The following is a 24,074-nucleotide window of genomic DNA, read 5'->3' as shown; positions in this document are numbered from 1 at the left end:
GATAGCATAGGAATGCTTTATGCCCAAAGGGCTTTCAACACATACTACAACGGATATCCGGTGAAAAAATGCCGTTCACATTAAGTGAACGGCATTCAGCAGGTGCTAGATTTTTGAACTTAGGTCGTAATTAACAGATTACTTGATAAGGTACATTGCATCACTGGTAGCCAGCATAATTTGGGTTTTCCGCTCAGGATTTAGGCGTACTTTTAAACTATGTTCACTTGGTTGACCAATTAAACGTGGGCTACGCCAAATCCTATGACCAGAAGCATTAATCTTTTCTAATAGATAGATATTATCATCCCAATAGCTAGCAGTTCCTTGCTGGGTGGTTAGATAAAATGCTTGTTGATTGTTTGTTGAGGGGTCAACAGCAACATCAATAATTCTATTTTTATATTCATAATGTGCTTTTTCAACGAGTGTATTATCTATGATATCGTAAATATAGATATCACTTTTATCTGTTCTGTAAGGTTCACTTTTAACACACAGTAATTCTTTAGCGGCATCTGTATCATAGTTAATTAACTGAATACGGTTACAGCTTTGGCTGATAAATGACTTTTCTGATAGTTGACCATTACCCAATATCAGCACTGATAAGGCGTCATATCGGGCAACAATAATATTGTCTAGATTTATCTCAACATCATCAACATTTGAACCAAAGGTATATTTAGCAATAACTTTTTCATTCTCAATATCAACCAAGTTTAACTTATTACTATCACTATAGATGGCATCAATAAAACCATCGGCATTGATATCTTCAGCTTTGATAGTGTTGATATCTACATCATTATTGCCAGTTGTTTGCCACTGCATGCTATGATCAAACAATTGCATGACCCCAAAAGAACCTTCATAAAGATTTGTGGTAGGTAGAAATATGTCGCCAAAGCCATCTTGGTTGTAGTCTGTGGTGACGGCCATTGAACTGCGATCCCAGTTTGATGATATTTCATTACTGATATCATATTGCCCCTGTGTGTTCATGGTGACAATACGGCTACCGCCATAACCGCTACTGGATGTAGGCACGAAGAAAACCGCTTGTTCATTATCTTCTGTAATATGCGACCAACCCGCACTTGAAAATGTGTCTAGCTGAACTGATGAATCGTTTGGTTTAATCGTCACTGATGAAGCAGTTAAATCTGCAACAATAAACGAGTCTTTACCAGTTGAACTAGTACCAGTGCTCCAGTGTATCTCATCTTTGCCGTCGTTATCAGAGTCACCGATGACCACTGATTTTGAACCATGGTCTTGCATGTTGACCGACCACAGTTGCACTAAATCGGCACCCACTAAGTTGTAGGCATGAATATCACCCCACTGACAATCGCCAATAATGATTTCATCAGCAGCATCGTTATCAATATTACTTACATTGATTGAACAAGTATTAAAAACTTCAAGGCTAGCCAACTGTGACTTGTTTTGTGCCGAGAACACCGTAATGTTGCCCCAAGAATTAGCCCCAACAATTTCATTAATGCCATCGTTATTAACGTCACCTGCGGCAATATAGGCATCACCAAATTGGGTGCTACTTATCCATTTATTGGCGCCTGTTACGGCATCATAAACAAGGCCGTTGTTCATGATAATTTCAAGGCCTGCTTGGTTATCAACATCAGCAAAAATAACCTGTTTGGCTTGCTCTACATCAAACGATAATAAGCTGGTATTCGGTGCATTGTAGCTAATAACGCTGAGCGTTGCGTCGCTGTTGTAATCTGATTTAGCATGTAAATAGCCGATTTCTGCTATGCCATCATTGTTAGTATCCGTGATCGCTGCAGAGCTAATGTAGTGCTCTGTGTCAAATAGTGATGTAGGCAGTGAATTCATGCCATCAATCACACTGATACCATGCTGAGTCACCACTAGTATTTCATCTACATCATCATTATCAAGATCAAAGGTAAGTAGTTGAACAATATTGCCGCGAGTTGGCAGGTTAAATGGATATAGCCACTTTTGGCTATAGTTGCCGTTTGATTCTGCGAGTAAAAATAGTCTATGTAAGTTGTCTGTTGCCAGCACTTCATTGCGGCCATCATGATCAAAATCACCAATTAGCATAGATTGGTTGTTTGATGGCACTTCAATTCCCGAGCGAGTAACAGGGAAAGGTTTATCTGACGTGGCTTCAATGCTAACTACTTGCTGGTTGGTAATGTTGCCGTTGGTATCGGTTATCGCAAAGGTAAAATCAAATGTTTGCAGTGGGAATAAAAAGTCATTGCCAACATTCCAAGTGACTAAACCATCACTGTTTATGGTTGCGCCACTTGGTGCGGCAAGCAATTTACTGCTTGATTGGCTATTTGGGTTATCTGGGTCGATAAATGATGCAGTAAACTCAATAGTATCACCAGCGTGTATGTTGCTTGGTAAATATGTTAGTTCAATTTCGAGCGGTGCATCACCGAGAGTAAAAGTAAAAAAGCTACTTTCAACAAAATTGCTGCCATCAAATACCACCATGCTGACTTTTACGTCATCACCATAAACAGCAATATAAGCAGGTAAAATATTGCTATTTTGGCCCTCTACTAATACACCATTAATGTACCAGCGATAGCTAATTTGTAACTGTTCAATTGGGGTGTCAGGGTCACTATAACTTCCTGCAGTCACCATTAAAGGGGTGTAGGTATAAACATTATATGTGTTTCCCCACGGTGAAGACGCTACAGGAGGTAAAGATAGAGTGTCTAAACTAACCAGTAATTTTTTTGACACATCACCCGAGATTAAGTCATAAAGATCATAAAAGTACGTGCCTACATCATACGCGCCGTCATTATCGTTATCTTGGGTGTATTTGATTAACACGCTACCAACGTCATGATTAAACTCTAAGGCGGTTTGATTGCTGCCACTAAAGATAATTTTTCCACCGAAAAAGTTAGTACCAACCAATTCTGTTTTAATAGCAACTTTACCAATATCACTGACAAAGTAATCGCCTTGTAAGCTTTCTGAAGCTGTCTGTACACTATTTTGAGTCGTTCTAACCAGTTGATAAAGGTACTGTTGACCTACAACGTTATAAACCAACTCAATATCAAAGCTGTATTTATAGCCACCAACATAGTCATTCGATTCTTTTATACCATAAAAACCAGTTACTGATATTGGCGAACCTCCTTGGGTCCAAGTGACATTGTCAAAGTAAATATCCACTTTAAAATCATTCTCGAGCACGCTTTTTATCGCAATGGCAAAATTACCGGTGGTGAGGCTGTTATTTCTGCTTTTACAACGATCAAACTCAATCGACACATTTCCTAAACCATCGCCATTGAGCTTACCCTTATAGTTAATGCTCCCGCTTACATCACAGGCAACTTTGGCGTTAATGTCGCCTTTATCTGAGGTGTTGTCCAAAATTTTTTCAAGGTAAAGGTTAGGTAATGGCATTCCTTCCCCATTGAACACTTGCTTAAAAGTGGATTGAGATAAACTGATATCAAGCTGCGCTGGTTGTTTGCTACCAGTGTACTTTTTAGTCACTAATGACTTGGCTGCCGTTTTTAGCTGAGAAGGAGTGTAGTCAGAGGCATTGATAATTATTTTTGAATCTGGATCTATGTTGCCACTGGGGGGAATTGGATTATTGTTGCTGGAGTCTGAGTCAGACGACCCACCACCACAAGCTGTTAGTGACAGCGCTAGCACACAAGCTAACCCAAATTTGAAGTTTAATAACATTGTTCATCCCTAATAAAATGCTAATTCAAAAAGTTGTGTTTTTTATGATTATGGGTGTCGATATTTTGCTCCGCATAGTGTATTTACTCGACAACAAGTAAGCAACTAACACACAACAAAAAAATCAACTGGCTCACTTGTTCCTTTATCGCCAATTTTTACTGATGACTAGCCGCTCACGGATATGGTCATAGCCCCGATGTAGATAAAGCGGTTAACAAAGAAGCTATCACTCCAATATCCGCCATTAAAAACGTCCCAAAGTCGCGCTGTATTACCTAGGCTTGCAGTATTATGTCAAACTTGAAGCTGACAAATAGTTCTGGAGATATTCATCACATCACTACAGGTCATATTATATCGACCTAACACTGGCGACTTCCTGAAACCAGCTTTTTCAATAATTTATTGAAACACCCATTGTTAAATATTTAGATATTCAGTTATTAATTACTCACTTTCAGGTTTATGAAGGGTTTAGGGTAATTGAGTTTTGTCATAAAGTGACCATTCGTGGTATTTGTGAATTCTTTCACATCAGACGGGGCGGCCCTGCACACGGACTTGAACAACATCCATGTTTAACAGCCAGCTCGCCGTCCACAGCTCTAATTCATAAGCTCAGAAACCGTAGGTTTCTATTCACCGTGTCGGTGAACGAATGCCATGGCGAGCCGCTGTCGGTGAATATCAGCAAACGCTAAGCACCCAAGCATCCTTGCTGCTTGGCTGTAATCCCTCAGCACTCTTCCATCGATAAACCTCACCCTACGAGAGGCTTCAAAACCAATGTGAGCGGCTTCAAATTGTGAATAGGATGGATTTCAAAGTGATACTAGGGGATTGCGCCTAGAAGATAAAAGCCTTCATAATCACAGTGTAATTGGGTTTGATGATGTTTGACTTCGGCTTTTGACTTTACAATAAGGTGGCTATGACATTCTCGCTATTAGATATTTCTGCATTGGTGTGGTTTATCGTTTCTTGGGCTGGCTATACCGCCTTTGCCCGACGTAAGGCGAGAGATACCGACTGCATTGCCCGTGGTCTGCATAAGCATAGAATTTACTGGATGCTTGAGGTGATGACTCGCGGCGTGCGTGTAGGTGATGCGGCGCTACTGGCAAACCTTGAACGCAATATTGCCTTCTTCGCTTCGACCACGCTGTTTGTGCTCGCGGGGGTGTTAACCTTATTTGCCCAAGTCGAGCGCCTCGAAGCCGTGATAGCCACGATTCCCTATGCTACGCCACCCAATCATTCACTAGTGCAAGTGAAATTAGCCCTATTGGTGGTGATCTTTGTGATGGCCTTCTTCCAGTTTACTTGGTCGATGCGCCAATACGGCTTTGTCAATGTGATGATAGGCGCTGGCCCATTGGACGCGGATGGCTCAAATGACAATCTCAAAGCCTATGCCAGACAGATGGCCACAGTACAAGATCAAGCGGCTCACTCCTATAACTATGGTCTGCGGGCTTATTATTTCTCAATGGCGGTCCTCTGTTGGTTTGTCCATCCAATCCTCTTTATTTCGGCCAGCCTGTTTGTGGTGGTGACCCTTTATCGCCGTGAATTTAAATCCCGCGCTGTGCTGGCAATTACCGCCGCCAAGGCACACCTAGGTATTGAGTATCAAGCGCGCGAAACTCAGCGCCAATCCAAATAGTTGCAACCAAACCTGAGCCTGCGTCCGCCAAGGGCGCAGGCTTATTCTTGTTCTATACTCATTGGGCTAATCACCAATCAAAAATGAGGGTAAGCCATGAGTGATAATTTACTCACCTTAGATGAAGTTTGTAAGTTGCTCGATAAATCCCCCGCCACCATTAAACGCTATGCGCGGGAAAACCTGCTCAGCAGTGTGAAAGACGGAGAAGAATTACGATTCCCCGAAGAAGAGGTCAAACGCTACTTAGCCTTTTCGCAACGCTTAGGCAGATAAGCCGTCGCACCTTTTTATCGATTCATCCCCAAATGGACTTGGGATGCCTCGCTTATGCTTGTCTGGCCATCTGTAACTGTCTGTAGGATAAAAACTCTCGCTGTGATTCATCTAGCCCAAGTTCTGCGGCCAAGGCGAGGAGCTGCGACTCATAGATAGACAACTTGGCTTCATCATCGGTCATAATCGCCAGCTCCGCAAAATCACCTAGGCCTTCGAGCCAGTCTAAGGTTAAATGAAATTCCCCGAGAAAATACACGCTGCGCCGTTTGTTGATCTCGAGTACACACTCATAGCCTAAGGTACGTAACATACTATTAGCTTTAGCCGCATCGCTAATATTCACAGCTTCGCAGCGATCCTTTTCTGGGCCTTTAACTATCCACAGCATAATGCCAGAGGGCTGCATCTCACGAATACATAAGCTTTTATGCTCCGCCGCTAACGATGCGGTTGGAGAATCAAAATAACAATCATGCTCAAGGTTATCCTTGAGCATGACCTCGGGGGATTTAGCACTTAGGCTCGCGTAAAAGGCTTCACGATCCGCGAGTCGATATTTAAGCTCTACCTCAAACTTGCCGTTAAAATGGGTATTGATTTGTGGTGCAAGCTCTGCGGGCACTAAGTTATTCATCAAAGATTTTCACTCTTTCTAAAATCAAGTTCAGCCCAAGCGACGATAGAGTGCCTGATAGGCTGGACACTCTTGAAGTAGCTGCTGATGATTTCCCGATGCCATAATCCTGCCGCCATCCAGCAGATGGATTTGATCCATCTTAGCCATAGCCGTTAAACGGTGGCTAATCATAAGCATGGTTTTATCCTTAGCAAATTCAAATAGTAAACTTAAGATTTCCCGCTCGGTACGTTTATCTAGCCCTTCGGTTGGCTCATCCAGCAATAATAACGGTGCATCGCGCAGCAAAGCCCTTGCAACCCCAATACGGCGCTGCTCACCACCGGATAATTGCCGGCCACCCTCGCCAATCCACATATCCAGCGGTTTATCCGCCGTGAGTAAAGCGCCCAATCCCACGCGCTTAAGTACATCGATAAAGCGCGCATCATGAGCAGTGCGTTTTTGACCTTGAACCACTGGCAGTGCGAGGGCCAAATTTTCCCTCAGAGTGCCAGCAAACAAATAAATCCGTTGGCTCACCACAGTCATAGACTCACGCAACGCGCGCTCGCTGTATTCAGTGATTAGCTGTCCATCGAGGCGAATTTGCCCCTGCTGCGCCTGCCATTCACGGGTAATCAGTGCCAATAGACTCGACTTACCACATCCAGTAGGACCAAGCAGCGCAACCTTCTGCCCTGCCTTTATTTCGAGTGACAAGCCCTGCAGCACGGTCTGATGTGCACTATAGGCAAAATGAATGTCTTCGATTGCTAGGGCACCCGTTGTCGCCTTAAGGCTATGATCCGCCGAGAATAAGATGCTAGATGCTTGTTCTGTTATCCCATTAATCCGCGTTGCCGCAAGCACACAACCCGATAAATGCTGAAATGCCCCCGCAATCGGCATCATCATCTCCACGCAGGCCATAGTGGCAAACACCATAAGCGCAAACATAGGTCCGGGCGGTTTAGCATCACCCACCCCATTTGCCGCAAGATATAGCATAATGATCAGCGCCGAACCCGTGGCGATGATCAGCATGGCTTGGCTCAGCGCGGTGATCTTAGACATAGCACTTTGGCTGCGGTAGAGTGCGACTTCGGCGTCACTCAGTTTTTGCCTATAGCGGTCATTTGCCCCAAATAGGCTCAGTTCGGCTTGACCTTGCAAGATATCCAATAATAGCACCCGATACTGGCGCTTAGTTTCGAGCATAGTCCGGCTCGGCCCATGGCCAAGACGATAAAATAGCAAGGGCATCACTAGCCAAACGGCGACTAAAAATAAACACAGGCTCAAGGCAAGCTTGGCATCAAACCAAGCGAGAAACAGATACAAAAGCCCCGTCATCAGCAGCGACGCCGCCATGGGGGTCAGGAGTCGCAGGTACAAGTGATCGAGAGTGTCAATATCGGCCACTAACCGATTGAGCATATCGCCGCGGCGTAAACCCTGTAAATCCTTAGCACTTAAGGGAAAAAGCTTTCGCCACGCCCAGACCCGCAGCTCGGTCAGCAGTTTAAAGGTCGCCTCGTGGGTCGCTAAACGCTCGCCATAACGGCTGGCAGTGCGGGCGATAGATAAAAAGCGTACCCCGCCAGCTGGAGTGAAAAAGTTAAAGGACTGCGCCGTAACTATGGTCAAACCTGCAACGGCCGTAGCGGAAAGAAACCACCCAGAAAGTGACAGTAAACCTATGCCCGCCATCAGAGTGATCAGGGTTAACACTAACCCTAGGGACATCATTAGCCATTGGCGGGAGAACAAACGGATAAAGGGAATTAACACTCTCATTGCGCCTCTCCTTTGCCGCTATCTAAACCATAAACGCCGCTATCTGGGCGACTCTCTAGCTGAGTCACGGCTAAAGCCCCATCGCCCTGCAAACTATCATCCTCCGCGGGCAAGGGCGCTAGCAGTTCAATATCCGCCACCGATGCCACATTCTCCCTTAGCATGGTGTGGAATAAACCTGGGCTGCTGGATAAGGCCATAAAATCCCCCCGCTGCACTATTTCGCCCCTATCCAGCACTAGAATGCTATCCATTTGATCTAAAAGGTCTAATCTATGGGTGACCATCAGGCACATGCTGTCTTTCATGGCGGCATTGAGGGCCGAACTCACCAGCTGTTCACTCTGGCTATCTAGGCTGGCGGTAGGTTCATCGAGAACAAATAAACGCGCCTCCTGTCCCAAAGCCCGTGCAAGGGCGATCCGCTGGGCTTGGCCGACGGATAATCCTGAGGATTGTTCGCCAACGGCGGACGCTAAGCCTAGTGGTTGCGCCTTAAAAAAGTCCTTGATATTGGCCGCCGCTAGCCAGTGCCAAATTTGCTCATCGGTCATTGAAGGATTAGCCAAGGCCACGTTTTCCCGCACTGTGCCATGGAACAATTGCGGCTCTTGCCCAAGCCAAGCCAATTGCCGACGCCAATGGGCTAAATCGAGTGAAGCCAGTTCATGGCCGTTAATCTGTAGGCTGCCTTGGTAGGGTAAAAAACCTAAAATGGCATTGAGTAAACTGCTCTTACCCGCACCGCTTGGCCCCACTAAGGCCAAATGCTGACCCTGTTTGAGGCTAAAACTTAAGGGGCCTAATAGGCGAGTGCCATCGAGGCTAAACACCTCCAGATCCTGGGCATTCAAACTATCTAACTCTCCAAGCTGCACAGTCCCAACGGTTTCAGGCTCAGGGTGCTCGAGTAGTATCAATAGTGCTTCGGCGGCGCCAATGGCCTGCGCCTTAGCATGATAATGGGCGCCCATATCCCGCAGCGGTTGATAAAACTCCGGGGCTAAGATCAAAATAAATAAGCCAACAAACAGACTAAAAGGTAATCCCTCATTCGCATTAGGCCCAAGTTGAGCGTGTGCGCCATAGTAGCCAAAATCTAAATGACCTAAATAACTGAATCCAAAGTAAACGGCTAACACGGCAATCGATACGGCGGCAAAAAACTCCAGCACCGCCGAACTTAAAAATGCCATCCGCAGCACCGCCATGGTGCGACTGCGAAACTCCTCAGAGGCATCGGCGATCACCTTAAGCTCCGCATCACCACGGTGGAATAGTTTCAAAGTACTTAAGCCTTTTAATCTATCCATAAAATGGCCACTTAACCTAGCTAACGCGTTGAAGTTTTTACGATTAGCATCGGCTGCCCCCATACCCACTAAGATCATAAATAAAGGAATAAGGGGCGCCGTCAGCAGCAAGATCAATCCAGCCGCCCAGTTAATGGGGAATACCGCTGCAAGGATCAAAATCGGAATAAAACCCGCTAGGGTGATTTGGGGTAAATATCGAGCGTAAAAGTCTTGTAAATCTTCAATTTGCTCTAGCACTATACTGGCCCAACTGCCCGCGGGTTTGCCCTTAATAAAGGCTGGACCAAGCCGAGTCAATTTATCTAACACTTGGCTGCGAATATGTTCCCGTAGTCGTTTCCCGGCCTCAAAACTGGCCCTTTCACGGCCATAGGCAAGCAATGAACGCAGCAAAATTAAGCCAATCAAGGCCATAAAATGGGGAATATAACTGCTGGCATTAATGGCAACGGACGGCGCAGCATCCGCAAGGGGAAGAAGTTTATTACCGATAATCACACCATCGAGAATAGTGGCAATAATAAAGGCCTGCGCCACCATAGCGACGGCGCTTAGCATCCCCAAGCATACCGATAATTTAAGGAACCCGCCGCAGGCTTTTTTTTGCGCCTTAAGCCACACAAGAAGGGATTTTTCTAACGACTTATCCATGGTGCTCCAACAAAAAAATGGCTCAATTGATAGTCAAAATGCACGCGAGCAACACTCAACACAAGAAATTTGCAAGAGGCTCAAAGTTTCGATAGGGACGCAGTATCGCAGGCATCTAAGGCAGATGAAACCCCATCACAGGCTTTTGCTAACAGACTCACAAAAATGAGACAAAGATCAATAAATTCCAATGGTAATGGAACTTAAGGTGGGCAGTATTGGGATAGGATCTTCAGTAACCAATCTGTTTTATGGCTGAACGCCGTATTTCACTAACACATGCCAAAGTAATTTAAGCTCGTGGGCCACCTGGGCACGGTTACCACGGTCGCGCCAATGTTGTGGGGAATGATATAGATCCCTTGCCGCCACACCAAGGTGATAGGCATTCACCTGCTCGTCTATCGCAATCCGGCTCGCCAGAGATGGCATAGTCGGCCCGCGAAAATCGCTGGGGATCTGCGCCGTATGCAGACTAAACCCCTGATGGAATTGCAGTTCAATGCCATATCTACGGCACATTTTTGCGAGGGTTTCACCAATATCTGTGCCCTTAAAACTGGCGTCGGCGACCAGCATGGCAATATCTTCATCGAGGGCAACATCCCCGTGGATCTGCGCCTCAATATAATGATCAAGATTGCTCGATAGGGGCCGTTCAAAGCGAGAATGCACGGAAGCATCCAACTGATGCCCTAAATAATGGATAATATTCAGCGGTTTAAAATCCATTTTACCCAAGGCATAGTGACGCTCAAAACTCTCGGTCAGCAGCGCGGCGAGAATATCGTCGAAGCATGCCAGCGTGCCCTTTTCCTTGGGGTTGCGGTAAGAGTCGAGATAGGTAAAGGTCGAGCGCGCCATCACATGGGGATGGGTCAGTAGATAACAGCTACCAAAACGTGGCGCGGGGCCATCCTGCCACATGCCCAGATCTAGGGCGCCATACTTAGGCCGCGATTTAGTCCCCTTATAGACATTACCAAAGAGTTGATTTTCCCAGTGATCCCTTGGTCCACCTAACTCAGGTGATAGCTGACCATTGGAGATATGGGTTTCGAACTGGCTACGATACTGACCATCGCGCAGCAAACCTTCGGCCACTGTGAGCCCACGGCTATCGATTCTATCGGGGTGAAAATGCAGCGCGATACGGCCACAACTCAAGAGTTGCTTGAGGGCTAGTTGCATCTCATGCATGGGAATGTTGGACATCTGCTGCACGTTTTTAATAACGGCAACGGCCTGTTCACTGCGTCCGCGGGCAAGGCGTTCAATGTGCTGTATCGCTGTCATAATCCACCTATGATGAGGTGCATAATCATCTCTTGAAATTTTATCCTAAAAAAGAAATAGGACCTGAGGCAAGCGCAAATCACTTTCTATCCATACGTATCTTAGCTAATGCCTGTTTTTCAACTTAAGGATAAAACCATTACAACCTGTTGATTATTTTACTCCAAGAGCAATAACTTAAAAGCAAACAAATCAACATAAGCGTGATCTTTCGCTAACTCCTGAACAAGATACTGACAGGCAGATAAATTAGCTATCACTAAATACCGCTACACTAATGCGGCTACACTTAAAAGTGACAGAGTGACAGATTGACAGGATAGAGCTAGGCCGCCCTAGCCCTAATACCGCCGATAACGCCATCCGCTGGGGCAGATAAACTTTATTCGATGGCACTTAAGGGCCTGATCCTGTAAGCTGCACGCCCGCCAGCGTACCTGGCCATTGACCACAAATGCAGCACAGTGTTGCCACAAGAGACCTATCTATGAGTTTTACCTCCCTGGGCCTATCTGCCCCGATACTTAAAGCCGTCGCCGAACAGGGTTACGACACACCTTCGCCCATCCAAGCGCAAGCGATCCCAGCTGTGCTTCAAGGCCAAGATGTGATGGCGGCCGCCCAAACAGGAACAGGTAAAACGGCAGGTTTCACCTTGCCTCTGCTCGAATTGCTCAGCAAAGGTCAAAAGGCTCAGGCGGGTCAAGTGCGCACCTTAGTGCTGACGCCCACCCGCGAGTTAGCCGCGCAGGTTGCCGAAAGTGTTGAGACCTATGGTAAATATCTACCACTGCGCTCGGCCGTTGTATTTGGGGGGGTGCCTATCAATCCACAAATCGCTAAGCTACGCCACGGTGTCGATGTGTTAGTCGCCACCCCGGGTCGATTGATGGATTTGTACAATCAAAAAGCGGTGAAGTTCAACCAGCTTGAGATCTTAGTCTTAGACGAAGCCGATCGCATGCTCGATATGGGCTTTATTCGTGATATCCGCAAGATCCTCGCCATATTGCCTAAGCAGCGCCAGAACCTGATGTTCTCGGCCACTTTCTCCGACGAAATTCGTGAGCTGGCTAAGGGCTTAGTTAATAATCCGGTTGAAATATCCGTCACACCGCGTAACGCGGCGGCCACTACGGTAAAACAATGGGTTTGCCCCGTCGATAAAACCCAAAAATCGGCGCTGTTAATCCAACTGATTAAACAGCACGATTGGCAACAAGTGCTGGTATTTTCGCGCACTAAACACGGCGCCAACCGTTTAGCTAAAAATCTCGAAGAAGCCGGAATTAAAGCGGCGGCTATCCACGGGAACAAGAGTCAAACCGCGCGCACTAAAGCCTTAGCCGATTTTAAAACGGGCCAAGTTCGCGTATTAGTCGCGACCGATATTGCCGCCCGTGGGTTAGATATAGATCAGTTACCTCAAGTGGTTAACTTCGACTTACCCAATGTACCCGAGGATTATGTGCACCGTATCGGCCGTACTGGGCGCGCGGGCGCTTCCGGACAGGCCGTGTCATTAGTCAGCAGTGAAGAAATCAAACTGCTGAACGATATCGAGCGTTTAATTAACCGCGTACTCGATCGTGAAATGGTGGAAGGTTTCAGCCCGGTACATGCCTTGCCAGAATCACGCTTAAATGCGAGTGGCAAAAGTAACACGGTAAAAACCATCCCTAGCCGTCGCAATCACCGTAGTGCGGGTAAGCCAGCCCCAAGGGCGGGTTCTGGCCGTGATGCTCAAAAAGCCGAAGGCAATAAAGACAATAGCCAACGTCAACAAAAAGCCTCGACGCCCAAAAACCACGAACATAAAGATGGGCAACGCAGTGGCGATGTCGCCCGCGGCCATCAACCTAAGGATAAAAATCCAAGGCACGTTAAGCCATGGGGATGATTTAGCGGGTTATCTTTAACTCCAATAAGCATCAGTTCAAATAAGCATTAGCTCCAATAAACATCAAGGGCCAAAATCCATAGATTTGGCCCTTGATGTGCTTAACCATCGAGCATCTAGGCAAATTGCCGTTCATGGCTCAAATCGCTAATACTTGCATTCAGATTTAAGATAACAGAAGATCCCTTGGCCTTTTCATTGCCCTTAGCCTTATCCATGACTCAATCTGCCGCGCCAACACCTAACCCAGCAAATGCCCAAGCTACTGCCAATGCGGCTTTAGATCCTAAGGTAGCAGCGACATTACAGGCAGAAGCATTTAACACTCAGATCCGCTCGCAATTCCCCTTATTGAATCAAATGCTTGATGGCTATCCGCTCTGCTACCTCGATACTGCGGCCACCAGCCAAAAACCGCAAAGCGTATTGGATGCGATGGCGCAGTATTACACTAACGACAATGCCAATGTGCACAGGGCTGCACACCAGTTATCGGCGCGCTCGACGGTAAACTATGAAAAGGTGCGCGATCAATTACAGCATTTTTTACGGGCAAAACGCCGTGAATAAATCATTTTCACCCATGGCACGACCGAATCTATCAACTTAGTCGCCTTTGGGCTCACGGCGCAGCTCAATGCGGGCGATCTGATATTAATCGACACCGCCGCCCACCACGCCAATATTGTGCCCTGGCAGGAACTGGCCAAACGCACCGGGGCGGTGATTAAGCCCATTCCACTCCAGCAAGACTGCCGTTTGGATATCAACGCCTACCGAGCCTTGCTCGCTTTAAAACCAAAAGTCGTTGCCCTGTGCCATGTTTCCAATGCCCTAGGCACAGTCAACCCAGTGGCGCAATTAGTGCAATTAGCCAAGGCAGAGGGAGCCATCACCTTAGTCGATGGTGCGCAGGCCATTGCCCATATGCCTATCGATGTGGCTGAAATCGATTGTGATTTTTACGTCTTTTCGGGGCATAAAATGTATGGTCCAACCGGCGTTGGTGTGCTCTATGGCCGTTTCGAGATTTTAGAGAGTCTCACTCCCCTACTCACGGGCGGTGAGATGATCAAACGCGTGAGCTTTGAGGTGACAGAATTTGGCAGTCTGCCGAATCGTTTAGAAGCGGGCACGCCGCCGATCGCCGAAGTGATAGGGTTAGGCGCCGCGGTTAGCTTTCTTCAAACCGAACTCACGCCCCAAGTTCGAGCCCATGAGGCCGAACTCCTTCATTATTTACACAGCCAATTGCGCGCACTCGGTGAGGTGAATTTATACGCGGCCTTCGATGATAATATCGGTGTTGTCGCCTTTAACCTCGCCGATCAGCACCATCAAGATGTGGGAATTTTGCTCGACCAACAAGGAGTTGCCGTGCGCTGCGGCCACCACTGCGCCATGCCATTGATGCAAAGCTTACACCTTAAGGGCTGTTGCCGTGCCTCAATTGGCATCTACACTAACAAAGCGGATATCGACCGTTTTATTAGCGCCCTCACCTCGGTAAAAGCGCTATTGCTATGATAGGTAATAACTAAGTCGACTAGGCTCAATCTCTAAGTTCGTAAAATCAACAGGCGCGTAAAACCAGCAGGCTCATAAAATCAGGATTAACTATGACAACTCAACCAGAGCCACTCGAGGCCGATTTTCACTATCCAGTGCAGGATGCAGACACCCTTATTGCACGCTTCACGCAGGCGGCAAATTGGCAGGAAAGATACCGACAAATTATGCTGCTTGGCAAAGACTTACCTAGCTTAAGCAGTGAATTTCGCCTCGAGGCGGCAAAGGTACAGGGTTGTGAAAGCGATGCCTGGCTCTACCACTTAGCCCAAGCGGGTAAACACTACTATTTAGCCGATAGCGACGCCCGCATCGTCAAGGGGTTGATTGGCTTATTGCTCGGTGCCTATCAAGGTAAAACCGCGCAGGAGATCCAGGATTTTGACCCCAATGCCTATTTCAGGCAATTGGGATTAGAAGGCCAACTGAGCCCGTCCCGCACTAACGGCCTTAATGCACTTGCAAGGGCGATCAAAGACTGCGCCCAATAACCCAAAGTGATTTCAATTTACAGCCTAGATAACCAAAAAAGGGATTTAATCAAAGACTTCAACCGCCGTTATAGGGTATAAAGAAGTTATATTTGCGTTAATGGATAGGAACAGAGCATGCCCAACAAGGCAGTCAATCACCCACGTCGAACCCTGCTTAAAGGCCTTGGCGCAGCCACACTGTTAAGCCAAATGGCCAGTTTTCCAAGCTTAGCCGCAGCTCCCAGACGGCTCTATATCGATGGTTTATCGTTTCTTCCCGATGACTTAAGTGATGTAACTGCTTCTAAACTCGATGCCTATATTTGTGATATCTCCGCCATTGAAACCATAGAACAGGCCGACGGTACGCAAAACTACAAACGCACCTATAAGGCCTGTATGGAGAGCATCAAACAGGCCGCCAAGCGGGTAAGCGAACATCCAGATATTTTGCTGCAAGGCCTGACGGGGCGCGATATCCAGCTCGCGCGGGAGAGCCAACGAACGGCGGTATTTTTTCAAATTCAAGGCGCAGATTGTGTCGAAGAAGACAGCGATGCCAACCAATGGGCACGCCTCGATGAATTCCATCAGCAGGGGCTGCGGGCACTGCAACTCACTCACCACTATGGCAATACCTTCGCCGGCGGCGCCTTAGACAATGATGCTAGCGGTGGGCTTAATAACCCGCTCACCGCCCACGGTCGAGCACTGATTGCCAAGCTTAACCATGCCAATATCCTCGTCGATGTGAGCCACTCCAGCGCCCAAACCGCCTTAGATGTGGCAAAAATCACTCAGTCACCCATAGTGCAAAGCCACGGCGCGGCCCGCGGCATAGTCAATCATGCCCGCTGCTCACCCGATGAAGTGATCCGCGCCATTGCCAATACGGGTGGGGTGTTTGGGGTATTTATGATGAGCTTTTGGCTGACCAATAAACCCGTGCCCACACTTGATGACTATATTCGCCACCTAGAATATATCGCCCGTGTTGGTGGGGTGGATTGTGTCGCCATCGCTAATGATTTTCCGCTACGCGGCCAAGAAAATCTGTTAGCACTGAATAATGATAATGCCCAGGGCATTAAAGAGTATCAAGAATGGTGGTACAGCCTAAGGGCCAAAAAAGTATTAGGCTTCGATGTAGAACCAAGACACGTAGTGATCCCCGAGTTAAATCATATCGACCGTATGAGTCGCATCGATGACGCCCTCGCCAAAGCACGCTTTAAGTCCACCGACCGCGACCGCTTTATGGGCGGCAACTGGCAAAGGGTGCTCAATAACGTACTAGTGTAAATGCCATTGTTATATCGACCCGTTTGATTTACTGGCTTAGCTGCTCGTTTTAGTCTTGGATATTTTATGCTGACCACACTCGCCATTTCCAATTATCGCTCACTACGTGACATCGTCTTGCCCTTAGGACAGCTCAACTTGATTACTGGGGCGAATGGCAGTGGTAAATCTAATCTATACAAGGCACTACGTTTACTTGCGCAAACGGCGCAAGGCGGTGTTGTTAATGCCTTAGCCCAAGAGGGCGGACTGGACTCCAGTTTTTGGGCGGGACCTGAAAAACCCACTAAAGGCATGTTAGTGGGTGACACTGCGATTGAATCTACCGTGAGACAAGCACCAAAACGCTTAAAGCTTGGGTTTGCGGGCGAGAATTTTAGCTATCTTATTGAACTTGGTTTACCTAAACCCGATGTCACAACCTTGTTTGGCCTAGATCCACAAATCAAGCGCGAAGCCATTTGGAATGGACCTAAGTATCGTCCCTCGACTGTACTTGTTGAACGCCGAGGCCCTATGGTAAAGAGTCGCAGTGCGGATGGACAGGGCTGGATAACCTTAGGTGCTCACCTGCAAACTGGCGACAGTATTTTTACCGAGCTGGCCGATCCAGAGCGCAGCCCTGAAGTGTTAAAACTGCGCGATAGTATCCGTGCATGGCGTTTTTACGATCACTTCAGAACCGATGCCGAAGCGCCAGCCCGTCGACCACAACTGGGCACTACCACGCCAGTATTGCACCACGATGGTCGAGATTTAGCCTCAGCAATCCAAACCATCTTTGAAATAGGTGATAAAGTGGCCTTCGACCATGCGGTGAGCGATGCCTTTCCCGGGGCCAAGGTTTGCATCGAACCGCAAGCCGGCGGCATTTTAGTGCTAGCATTTCATCAAAATGGCTTATTAAGGCCACTCAATGCCAGTGAATTGTCCGATGGCACCTTACGTTATTTGCTATTAATCGCCGCCCTACTCACCCCAAGACCGCCAGAGCTTATGGTGTTAAACGAGCCAGAAACTAGCCTGCATCCAGATTTATTGCCCGCACTCGCCCGCTTAATTGCTAAGGTGTCACAGGAGTGCCAACTCTGGGTGGTATCCCATGCCAATCGACTTATCAATGCCTTAAGTCAATTTGAACACTGCAATACCTTGGCCCTAGACAAGACCTTAGGCCAAACGCAGCTCCAAGGCCAGGACTTACTCAATACGCCCAGCTGGCTATGGAAAAATCGGTAATCGGTAATCGGTAATCGGTAATCGGTAATGTTAACAAGCTAACTTACAGGACAAAGGGCTGTCCTTATCAATCGTAAAATACCGCGAGCCAGAGGGTTTCGCTATGAGTCGAGGTCGAAGCGACGCGGTGTTTTTGATGGGGCAGAATAGTTAAATAGTCCCCTGGGGTTAATACCACCTGCTCACCCTGCTCAAATACTAAGGTCGCCTCCCCCTTAAGCAAGACCACAAATTCATGTTGGGTTTGGTCGTACCATTGCCCGACCGGGGTTGATTGCCCATGGGAGATAATGCGCTCGATAGTCACATTGGAACTCCCCGCCAATTTTTCAAACACCTCCGCAGATAGATCGGCGGGGATATCACTAAAAAAATTGTGAACCATTTTTTATCCTTATCTTGTTCCAATTTATGGGCCATTCCATCCCATATATTCGGGTATTTTAACGAATACAACATTGAGAAATGAAACCATAAACCGCTATGATATGCGCACTGAAAACTCACCAGCCGTGAGTATCCCTCAGATAAGCTTATTGTTTTACATATGGATATGGAGATTTCGCCCGATGTCGTTGTTTCGCGCACTCAAAACTAAGTTGTTTAATTCCCGAGAAAATCACCACGTCCCCCAGGACATTAAGCCTTTAAATCCCCAACAAGATCAACAAGCTGCATCGCCCAGAAAGGCTGCGGATTTTCAGCGGCATTTTAGTTTAAGCATCAGTGCGACCGAGACGGATGCAACATCACGGGAAGCAAACGCCGCGAGCGACATGGTTATCTACCACTACCAGGCACAGCAAACCATCGAACTCCTCGGTTGGGAGCGCGAAAACGAGCCATGCGCCTTCCATGAAACCCAATTTGATCGCCTTGAGATCATTCATAAAACCAATACATTAGAAAAGCATTTTTGGTTAGGTAAAGAGAAAGTCTGCAGTATTACCCCTAAACACATCCAAGGCTCTTATCCACAAACCGCGGCGACATTGTGGCAGGTAGAATTGAATAATATCGATGCCTTACTGATAAGTCACTTCACGATAGACAGCCATCAAATAGTGCAAGGCGATATTCAAGACTACGCAAGCCTTACGGGAAAATTGCATCGCACTTTCCATCAAATTGATACAGATCAAGGCCTAAGGATCTTAAGAATTGTCACCCAAGCCCCGGATCTGACCCAAGCCGTAGACTCAAACTATTTCGGTGAGCGTGAGGGTGTAACCCGCCAGTTCGATGCCCTAGGCACTTTATTATTTGAGGGAAATTTCATCAATGATCAGCAACTTGGACTACAAACTTGGTATGACCATGATGGCAGGATCAATCAAAGGGAAGATCGCCATCCCAATGGCATGTTTATCAGCCACTACTATGAAGATGGTCAGCTGAAAGAAACCGCTGAGCTTGACAGCGATGGCCGCTATATCAACACCTTAACCCGTTACTATCCTTCAGGCCAAATCCAGCTTATCCGCCCTTTGCTGACCGATACCCTCCATGGGATCGAAAAACAATATTATCAAGATGGTTCGCTAGAAGCGGAAAGACACTACGACCAAGGCCGTGAATATCAAGCCACTTGGTACCATGCTAATGGTGTTATTAAGCAAAAAATGTCTGCCGATCATTCGGGTAAAGTCATTGAAGAGTTTTACGACACAGGCAAGCCCGCATGGCGTGAATCATTTAATGCGAACGGCAAGTTACAGGGCAAAAGTGTAAAATGGCACCCCAATGGCCAGCTCGAAGAACAGAACTATTTTGAGAACGGTAAAGAGCAAGGCACCGCCCTCTGGTACCATGAGAACGGCCAACTCGCCCTAGAAATTGACTTAAAAAATGGGTTAAGGGAAGGTAAATTTAGAAGCTACTTTCCAAGTGGAGTGCTTTCGGCCGAAGGCCAATATAAAGACAATCTTTCGATTGCCCCGTTTATCGAATACTACGAAAACCAGCAAATCCAGATGTATTTACCCCACACGGCGGGCAATCGCGACGGCACCGCCCGCTGGTTCTATGAAGACGGTACTATTCGTTCTGTTTCGGTATATGAAATCCGTGATGGTCAAGGGTATCTTAAGGAATCGAGCTTCTATAATGAGCAAGGCGTGCTAGTCTCGTATCAGCACCATTCCAACACCCGCTGTGGTTATATTCTTGATAATAATCAAAGGGAATATTATCAAGAGGGCATAGCTGACACCCGCATCGAATACTATGAAGACGGGGCGATTCGTTGGTTATTAACCCGAACTATGGGCGATAACTTTAGTGCTAAAACCCTGTCTCCGGAAGGTGCGATACTCGAAACGGGCACGATCAAGATCCTTGACGATAACTATACAGACATAGGCCATTGGCAAAAGTTTAATGCCCAAGGCCAAGTGAACCGCGAAGTCTGGCTAGATGACCAAGGTGTGCTTGTTGAAAGCCGTCACTACTTTGATGCTAATGAAAAGGGATCTAATCAGGCTGAGGCAGCCATTCTGTCCTATCTGCTCAAATACGATCCCGCGAGCAAACTCTATGGGATGAAACGCTATCACCCCAATGGCCGCCTCGCTGAAGAGGGTAATCTGAATATTCAAGGACAAGAAAAATTCTGGGTAGGTATTCATAATCAATACGATGAGCAAGGCAAGCTTAAGCTCTCAGAAACCTACACTATGGCAGGTGAGCCAATAGAACATACCACTAATTCTAGCTCGATTATGTTTAACTAATATTGAGTGTTTAGGGCGGGAAATTAAAGTAAGCCTCCGTAAAATAAGGCTTACTTTAGTTCACTGGAAAAGCGCAATAAACGGAAAACTAAAGTGCAAAAGTGGCGATCGTTTTTTGAATGCCGACCACATCCGTGCCGCGTTTAAGCTCTTTGACTAATGGCTCACTCTGGCCTGAGATCCAAATTTTAAGCTCGGCATCCATATCGAAATGGCCTGTGGTTTCCACTTCAAAATGGGTAATAGATTTATAGGGAACTGAATGATAAGTGACTTTTTTACCCGTCATCCCCTGCTTATCGATCAAGATCAGGCGTTTATTGGTAAAAATAAACAGATCGCGGATCACTTTATAGGCAAGTTTGAGTTCTTCTTGAATGCCCATAATCGGCCTTAACTCCTCGGCAAGTTCCTGTAAATTCACCTCGGAGGCATTGCCCAGTAAACCGTCTAATAATCCCATAGTTACATCCCCTATTATTAATTTTATTTCAATAAGATATCCGCTCATTACCCTCTGTGCAACACAAGTTAATGGGCGGACATAAACTGGGCTTAAAAGATCGATTTAACGGCTGATTTAACGTGAAATACTCACTCAGTATCAGCTCATCTTGAGTATAAATCCGCTATTTAGAGATGCTTCTGGCCCCGAACTTGGCGGTTCTCACCGACTACCATCATTTCACATTTTGGACAATCAAAGACCAGCTTAAGCACATCGTTACCGATTTCGAGCACCATAGGATCGGCTTTGATACCCGGCACTTCCTTAGGACAAAGATTGAAGTTAAATCTCAGGCAGTGCTTAGTGATCATCAAAGGCACATCTTCGGTGACACCGTTTTTCTCATAGGTATCTTGAATTTCAATCACACCGTGGCGTTGATAAAAATCCTTGGCCTTTTCATTGGCTACGTTACCTAAGTAACTCAAATGTTTAACCGGATAGACCGCATCTTGATTATATTTCCAAGGTTTAGGACGTTGATAGCCTGCTACACGGGCAAGCTCGAGTGCAGCGACGGCATCACGGCGCAAACCGTTCAACACAGAGGCAGGTAGGAACCATGGCTTAGCGGTTTCAATACTAATTTGGCGGGCAACAAAGTCTGTACTGCCCAGCTTTGCAAGTTGTGTACGGATAGTCTGCAAGGTTTTTTCGGCATCGGTTGCGGGCGTTTTTTCAACCTCAAGTTCAACCGTTGCGCTCAAGCCATACACATCCGTTAGCGTCAGCGCCACCCCAGCTGCGGTATCGATTAAGCGCATATCCACGCCAATAATCCGCTTAGCTGATTCCTTAGAGAGTATGGTTTCAAAGGCTTGATTGTGGTTACGGTATAAGGTCATACCGACTTTTAGATCCTTTGGCACCTGCAACACATGCAATTTATGGCCTTCGGCGCGGTTAACCCGCAGACCTTGGAGTTTGTCATCGGATTGTTTAGCCATCGCATAGTTTGGCGGAAAGTAGGCTAAACCATCGCCGTTATTAAACTCGTGGGTTGAACTGACTTGAATAAAGTCTTTGCCGATGGCGACCACCTTGCCCACATCTTGACCGATATATTTTGGCGAGCGGAAATCCTTGATCCCTTGGCTACGCTCATTCACAAAGTAATCTGTACTACCACGGTTAAAGGTTTTTTCAGGATCTGGGGTAAAAGTATGTTCGCAGCGACCGTGGGATGACGCCTTAAACTCGGGGCGACGGGCCATAATCGCATCTAATTTTTGACGATAATGGGCGGTGACGTTTTTAACGTAGCTTAAATCCTTGAGGCGGCCTTCAATCTTAAATGAACGAATACCCGCATCGATTAAGGCTTCGAGGTTATCGGTTTGGTTATTGTCCTTGAGGGACAATAAATGTTCATTCTGTGCTAACACATCCCCCGCGCGAGTTTTTAAATTCCCCGGCAAACGGCACATTTGCGAGCACTCACCGCGGTTAGCACTGCGATTACTGAAGGCATGGCTCAAGTTACATAAACCACTATAAGCCACACAAAGTGCACCGTGAATAAAGAATTCGAGCTGCATATTAGTGTGCGCCGCCACTTCACGAATTTGGCTAAGGCCAAGCTCACGGGCGAGCACCACCTGGGAGAAGCCAACCTGCTCTAAAAAGGCGACCTTTTCAGGATTACGGTTATCCATTTGGGTGCTGGCATGTAAGGCAATAGGCGGTAAATTGAGTTGCAACACGCCCATATCCTGCACAATCAGTGCATCGACGCCGGCTTCGTACAACGCCCAAATCAGTTTTTCGGCCGCGTCCAGCTCATCGTCCATCAGGATGGTATTGAGCGCCACAAACACTTGAGCATGGTATTGATGGGCATAGGTACATAGGCGAGCGATATCTTCAACACTGTTACCAGCCGTTGCCCGCGCCCCAAATGCAGGACCACCAATATAGACCGCATCCGCACCGTGGCGAATGGCTTCAATACCATAATCGGCATTCTTTGCTGGCGCCAATAACTCAAGGCGGTTATGGACGTGAGAAAGATTCTCTGGTGTGTAAATTTCTGTCTGGCTCATGGCTTCACAGGCTCAAAATAATCGGTAACGAAAAGGACGGGAGTATAGCAAGAACTGAAAAACACCTCTATCAGCAAATCATCAACTAACGCGCTTTAGTTCACCCTAGAACAGGCATCTTTCAAGGCACGCACTTGCACCCTCAAGCCTAGCAGGGTATCTTTGCCCCGCATTGACGAATAGGCACTATGATGACTGATTTTATTTACCAACCACCGACAACACCTTGGCTCGATATTCTTTATCAAGATAAAGACATTATCGTTATCAACAAACCCTCGGGATTATTGTCAGTGCCCGGTCGAGATCCCGCCCACTACGACAGTGTCTATGCCCGAGTAAAAGCCGAGCATCCCCACTGCCAAATCGTTCATCGCCTCGATATGGCGACCTCGGGCGTCATAGTCGTCGCCCTCATTCGCAGTGCCGAGCGTGAGCTAAAACGCCAATTCCACGACAGAGAAACCAGCAAAACCTATATCGCCCGGGTGGCTGGCCACATTAAACACCATACTGGCAGCGTCGATTATCCGCTTATCTGTGACTGGCCAAATCGCCCTAAACAGAAGGTCGACCATCTGATCGGTAAACCTTCATTGACGCACTATGAAGTTTTAAGTCGCGCCAAGCGCTCAACCTTAGTCAAACTCACTCCCATCACCGGCCGCTCACACCAATTAAGGGTCCATATGATGGCGATAGGGCACCCCATTCTCGGTGACGGTTTCTATGCCGATCCGCTCGCTAAATCCTTAGCACCTCGTCTTCTGCTGCATGCAGCAGAACTTACGATTAAACACCCCTACACAGGCGTCAGTATGACTTTTAGTGCCGCTGCGCCATTTTGTGATCCACAAGGCGAACAATGATCACTAAAATTAACTGAGAACCGCAAAAGCAGTAGCAATTCCCTATAAAAAAACGTAACTTTATGACAATTCATTATG

At 47.0% G+C, this 24,074-nt stretch carries 15 protein-coding genes and 2 pseudogenes; 9 read left to right on the top strand and 8 right to left on the bottom strand.

The window, feature by feature from the left end:
- Nucleotides 1-138: 138 nt before the first annotated feature.
- Nucleotides 139-3,735, bottom strand: a complete 3,597-nt coding sequence (locus MJO46_RS16185) for a VCBS repeat-containing protein (protein WP_253990211.1) — start codon at nt 3,733-3,735, stop codon at nt 139-141.
- A 934-nt stretch (nt 3,736-4,669) separates the two neighbouring features.
- Here MJO46_RS16185 and MJO46_RS16180 point away from each other — a divergent pair.
- On the top strand, nt 4,670-5,404 hold the full coding sequence (locus MJO46_RS16180) for a DUF599 domain-containing protein (RefSeq protein WP_253990210.1): 735 nt from the start codon (nt 4,670-4,672) through the stop codon (nt 5,402-5,404).
- Between the two features lie 96 nt (nt 5,405-5,500).
- Nucleotides 5,501-5,680, top strand: a complete 180-nt coding sequence (locus MJO46_RS16175) for a helix-turn-helix domain-containing protein (RefSeq protein ID WP_253990209.1) — start codon at nt 5,501-5,503, stop codon at nt 5,678-5,680.
- A 52-nt stretch (nt 5,681-5,732) separates the two neighbouring features.
- Here the strand turns inward: MJO46_RS16175 and cyaB are convergent, their stop codons facing one another.
- The 4 genes from cyaB to MJO46_RS16155 form a co-directional block, all read right to left on the bottom strand.
- Complete coding sequence (gene cyaB / locus MJO46_RS16170) at nt 5,733-6,317, bottom strand: class IV adenylate cyclase (RefSeq protein WP_253990208.1); 585 nt, start codon at nt 6,315-6,317, stop codon at nt 5,733-5,735.
- A gap of 30 nt (nt 6,318-6,347) precedes the next feature.
- Nucleotides 6,348-8,099: a cysteine/glutathione ABC transporter ATP-binding protein/permease CydC gene (cydC, locus tag MJO46_RS16165; RefSeq protein WP_253990207.1), complete on the bottom strand. Its 1,752-nt coding sequence runs from the start codon at nt 8,097-8,099 to the stop codon at nt 6,348-6,350.
- Complete coding sequence (gene cydD / locus MJO46_RS16160; RefSeq protein ID WP_253990206.1) at nt 8,096-10,066, bottom strand: cysteine/glutathione ABC transporter permease/ATP-binding protein CydD; 1,971 nt, start codon at nt 10,064-10,066, stop codon at nt 8,096-8,098. Before cydD ends, cydC begins: the two co-directional genes overlap by 4 nt.
- A 249-nt stretch (nt 10,067-10,315) precedes the next feature.
- Nucleotides 10,316-11,362: a DUF3626 domain-containing protein gene (locus MJO46_RS16155; protein WP_253990205.1), complete on the bottom strand. Its 1,047-nt coding sequence runs from the start codon at nt 11,360-11,362 to the stop codon at nt 10,316-10,318.
- A 487-nt stretch (nt 11,363-11,849) separates the two neighbouring features.
- Here MJO46_RS16155 and MJO46_RS16150 point away from each other — a divergent pair.
- The 5 genes and pseudogenes from MJO46_RS16150 to MJO46_RS16130 form a co-directional block, all read left to right on the top strand.
- A pseudogene (locus tag MJO46_RS16150) lies at nt 11,850-13,244 on the top strand (DEAD/DEAH box helicase); the annotation flags it as partial.
- 378 nt (nt 13,245-13,622) lie between these two features.
- Nucleotides 13,623-14,789: pseudogene (locus MJO46_RS16145) on the top strand (cysteine desulfurase).
- A 92-nt stretch (nt 14,790-14,881) separates the two neighbouring features.
- Nucleotides 14,882-15,322 carry a SufE family protein gene (locus MJO46_RS16140; protein ID WP_253990203.1) on the top strand — a complete coding sequence of 147 codons (441 nt, stop codon included), beginning with the start codon at nt 14,882-14,884 and terminating at the stop codon, nt 15,320-15,322.
- 117 nt (nt 15,323-15,439) lie between these two features.
- Nucleotides 15,440-16,606, top strand: coding sequence for a membrane dipeptidase (locus tag MJO46_RS16135; protein WP_253990202.1), 1,167 nt, complete (start codon nt 15,440-15,442; stop codon nt 16,604-16,606).
- A 66-nt stretch (nt 16,607-16,672) separates the two neighbouring features.
- On the top strand, nt 16,673-17,845 hold the full coding sequence (locus MJO46_RS16130; protein ID WP_253990201.1) for an AAA family ATPase: 1,173 nt from the start codon (nt 16,673-16,675) through the stop codon (nt 17,843-17,845).
- A 67-nt stretch (nt 17,846-17,912) separates the two neighbouring features.
- Here MJO46_RS16130 and MJO46_RS16125 read toward each other — a convergent pair whose 3' ends face one another.
- On the bottom strand, nt 17,913-18,230 hold the full coding sequence (locus MJO46_RS16125; protein WP_253990200.1) for a cupin domain-containing protein: 318 nt from the start codon (nt 18,228-18,230) through the stop codon (nt 17,913-17,915).
- A gap of 184 nt (nt 18,231-18,414) precedes the next feature.
- Between MJO46_RS16125 and MJO46_RS16120 the strand changes: the two genes are divergently transcribed.
- On the top strand, nt 18,415-20,577 hold the full coding sequence (locus MJO46_RS16120) for a toxin-antitoxin system YwqK family antitoxin (RefSeq protein ID WP_253990199.1): 2,163 nt from the start codon (nt 18,415-18,417) through the stop codon (nt 20,575-20,577).
- Nucleotides 20,578-20,665: 88 nt separating this feature from the next.
- Here the strand turns inward: MJO46_RS16120 and MJO46_RS16115 are convergent, their stop codons facing one another.
- Together MJO46_RS16115 and MJO46_RS16110 are read right to left on the bottom strand one after the other, a co-directional pair.
- Nucleotides 20,666-21,040 carry a PH domain-containing protein gene (locus tag MJO46_RS16115; protein WP_253990198.1) on the bottom strand — a complete coding sequence of 125 codons (375 nt, stop codon included), beginning with the start codon at nt 21,038-21,040 and terminating at the stop codon, nt 20,666-20,668.
- A gap of 170 nt (nt 21,041-21,210) precedes the next feature.
- The gene (locus MJO46_RS16110; protein ID WP_253990197.1) at nt 21,211-23,127 is read right to left on the bottom strand and encodes a U32 family peptidase; all 1,917 of its coding nucleotides are present in this window, start codon (nt 23,125-23,127) and stop codon (nt 21,211-21,213) included.
- Between the two features lie 191 nt (nt 23,128-23,318).
- Between MJO46_RS16110 and rluA the strand changes: the two genes are divergently transcribed.
- The gene (gene rluA, locus MJO46_RS16105; protein WP_253990196.1) at nt 23,319-23,996 is read left to right on the top strand and encodes a bifunctional tRNA pseudouridine(32) synthase/23S rRNA pseudouridine(746) synthase RluA; all 678 of its coding nucleotides are present in this window, start codon (nt 23,319-23,321) and stop codon (nt 23,994-23,996) included.
- Nucleotides 23,997-24,074 lie beyond the last annotated feature (78 nt).

The organism is Shewanella sp. KJ2020, assembly GCF_024197625.1.
Classification (GTDB): Bacteria; Pseudomonadota; Gammaproteobacteria; order Enterobacterales; family Shewanellaceae; genus Shewanella.
This window is presented reverse-complemented; position numbering and strand designations above follow the sequence as displayed.

Excerpts from the sequence above, each read along its gene's own strand:
- MJO46_RS16185 (WP_253990211.1), bottom strand. The coding sequence starts at position 3,735 with ATGTTATTAAACTTCAAATTTGGGTTAGCTTGTGTGCTAGCGCTGTCA.
- MJO46_RS16180 (WP_253990210.1), top strand. The coding sequence starts at position 4,670 with ATGACATTCTCGCTATTAGATATTTCTGCATTGGTGTGGTTTATCGTT.
- MJO46_RS16175 (WP_253990209.1), top strand. The coding sequence starts at position 5,501 with ATGAGTGATAATTTACTCACCTTAGATGAAGTTTGTAAGTTGCTCGAT.
- cyaB (WP_253990208.1), bottom strand. The coding sequence starts at position 6,317 with ATGAATAACTTAGTGCCCGCAGAGCTTGCACCACAAATCAATACCCAT.
- cydC (WP_253990207.1), bottom strand. The coding sequence starts at position 8,099 with ATGAGAGTGTTAATTCCCTTTATCCGTTTGTTCTCCCGCCAATGGCTA.
- cydD (WP_253990206.1), bottom strand. The coding sequence starts at position 10,066 with ATGGATAAGTCGTTAGAAAAATCCCTTCTTGTGTGGCTTAAGGCGCAA.
- MJO46_RS16155 (WP_253990205.1), bottom strand. The coding sequence starts at position 11,362 with ATGACAGCGATACAGCACATTGAACGCCTTGCCCGCGGACGCAGTGAA.
- MJO46_RS16140 (WP_253990203.1), top strand. The coding sequence starts at position 14,882 with ATGACAACTCAACCAGAGCCACTCGAGGCCGATTTTCACTATCCAGTG.
- MJO46_RS16135 (WP_253990202.1), top strand. The coding sequence starts at position 15,440 with ATGCCCAACAAGGCAGTCAATCACCCACGTCGAACCCTGCTTAAAGGC.
- MJO46_RS16130 (WP_253990201.1), top strand. The coding sequence starts at position 16,673 with ATGCTGACCACACTCGCCATTTCCAATTATCGCTCACTACGTGACATC.
- MJO46_RS16125 (WP_253990200.1), bottom strand. The coding sequence starts at position 18,230 with ATGGTTCACAATTTTTTTAGTGATATCCCCGCCGATCTATCTGCGGAG.
- MJO46_RS16120 (WP_253990199.1), top strand. The coding sequence starts at position 18,415 with ATGTCGTTGTTTCGCGCACTCAAAACTAAGTTGTTTAATTCCCGAGAA.
- MJO46_RS16115 (WP_253990198.1), bottom strand. The coding sequence starts at position 21,040 with ATGGGATTATTAGACGGTTTACTGGGCAATGCCTCCGAGGTGAATTTA.
- MJO46_RS16110 (WP_253990197.1), bottom strand. The coding sequence starts at position 23,127 with ATGAGCCAGACAGAAATTTACACACCAGAGAATCTTTCTCACGTCCAT.
- rluA (WP_253990196.1), top strand. The coding sequence starts at position 23,319 with ATGACTGATTTTATTTACCAACCACCGACAACACCTTGGCTCGATATT.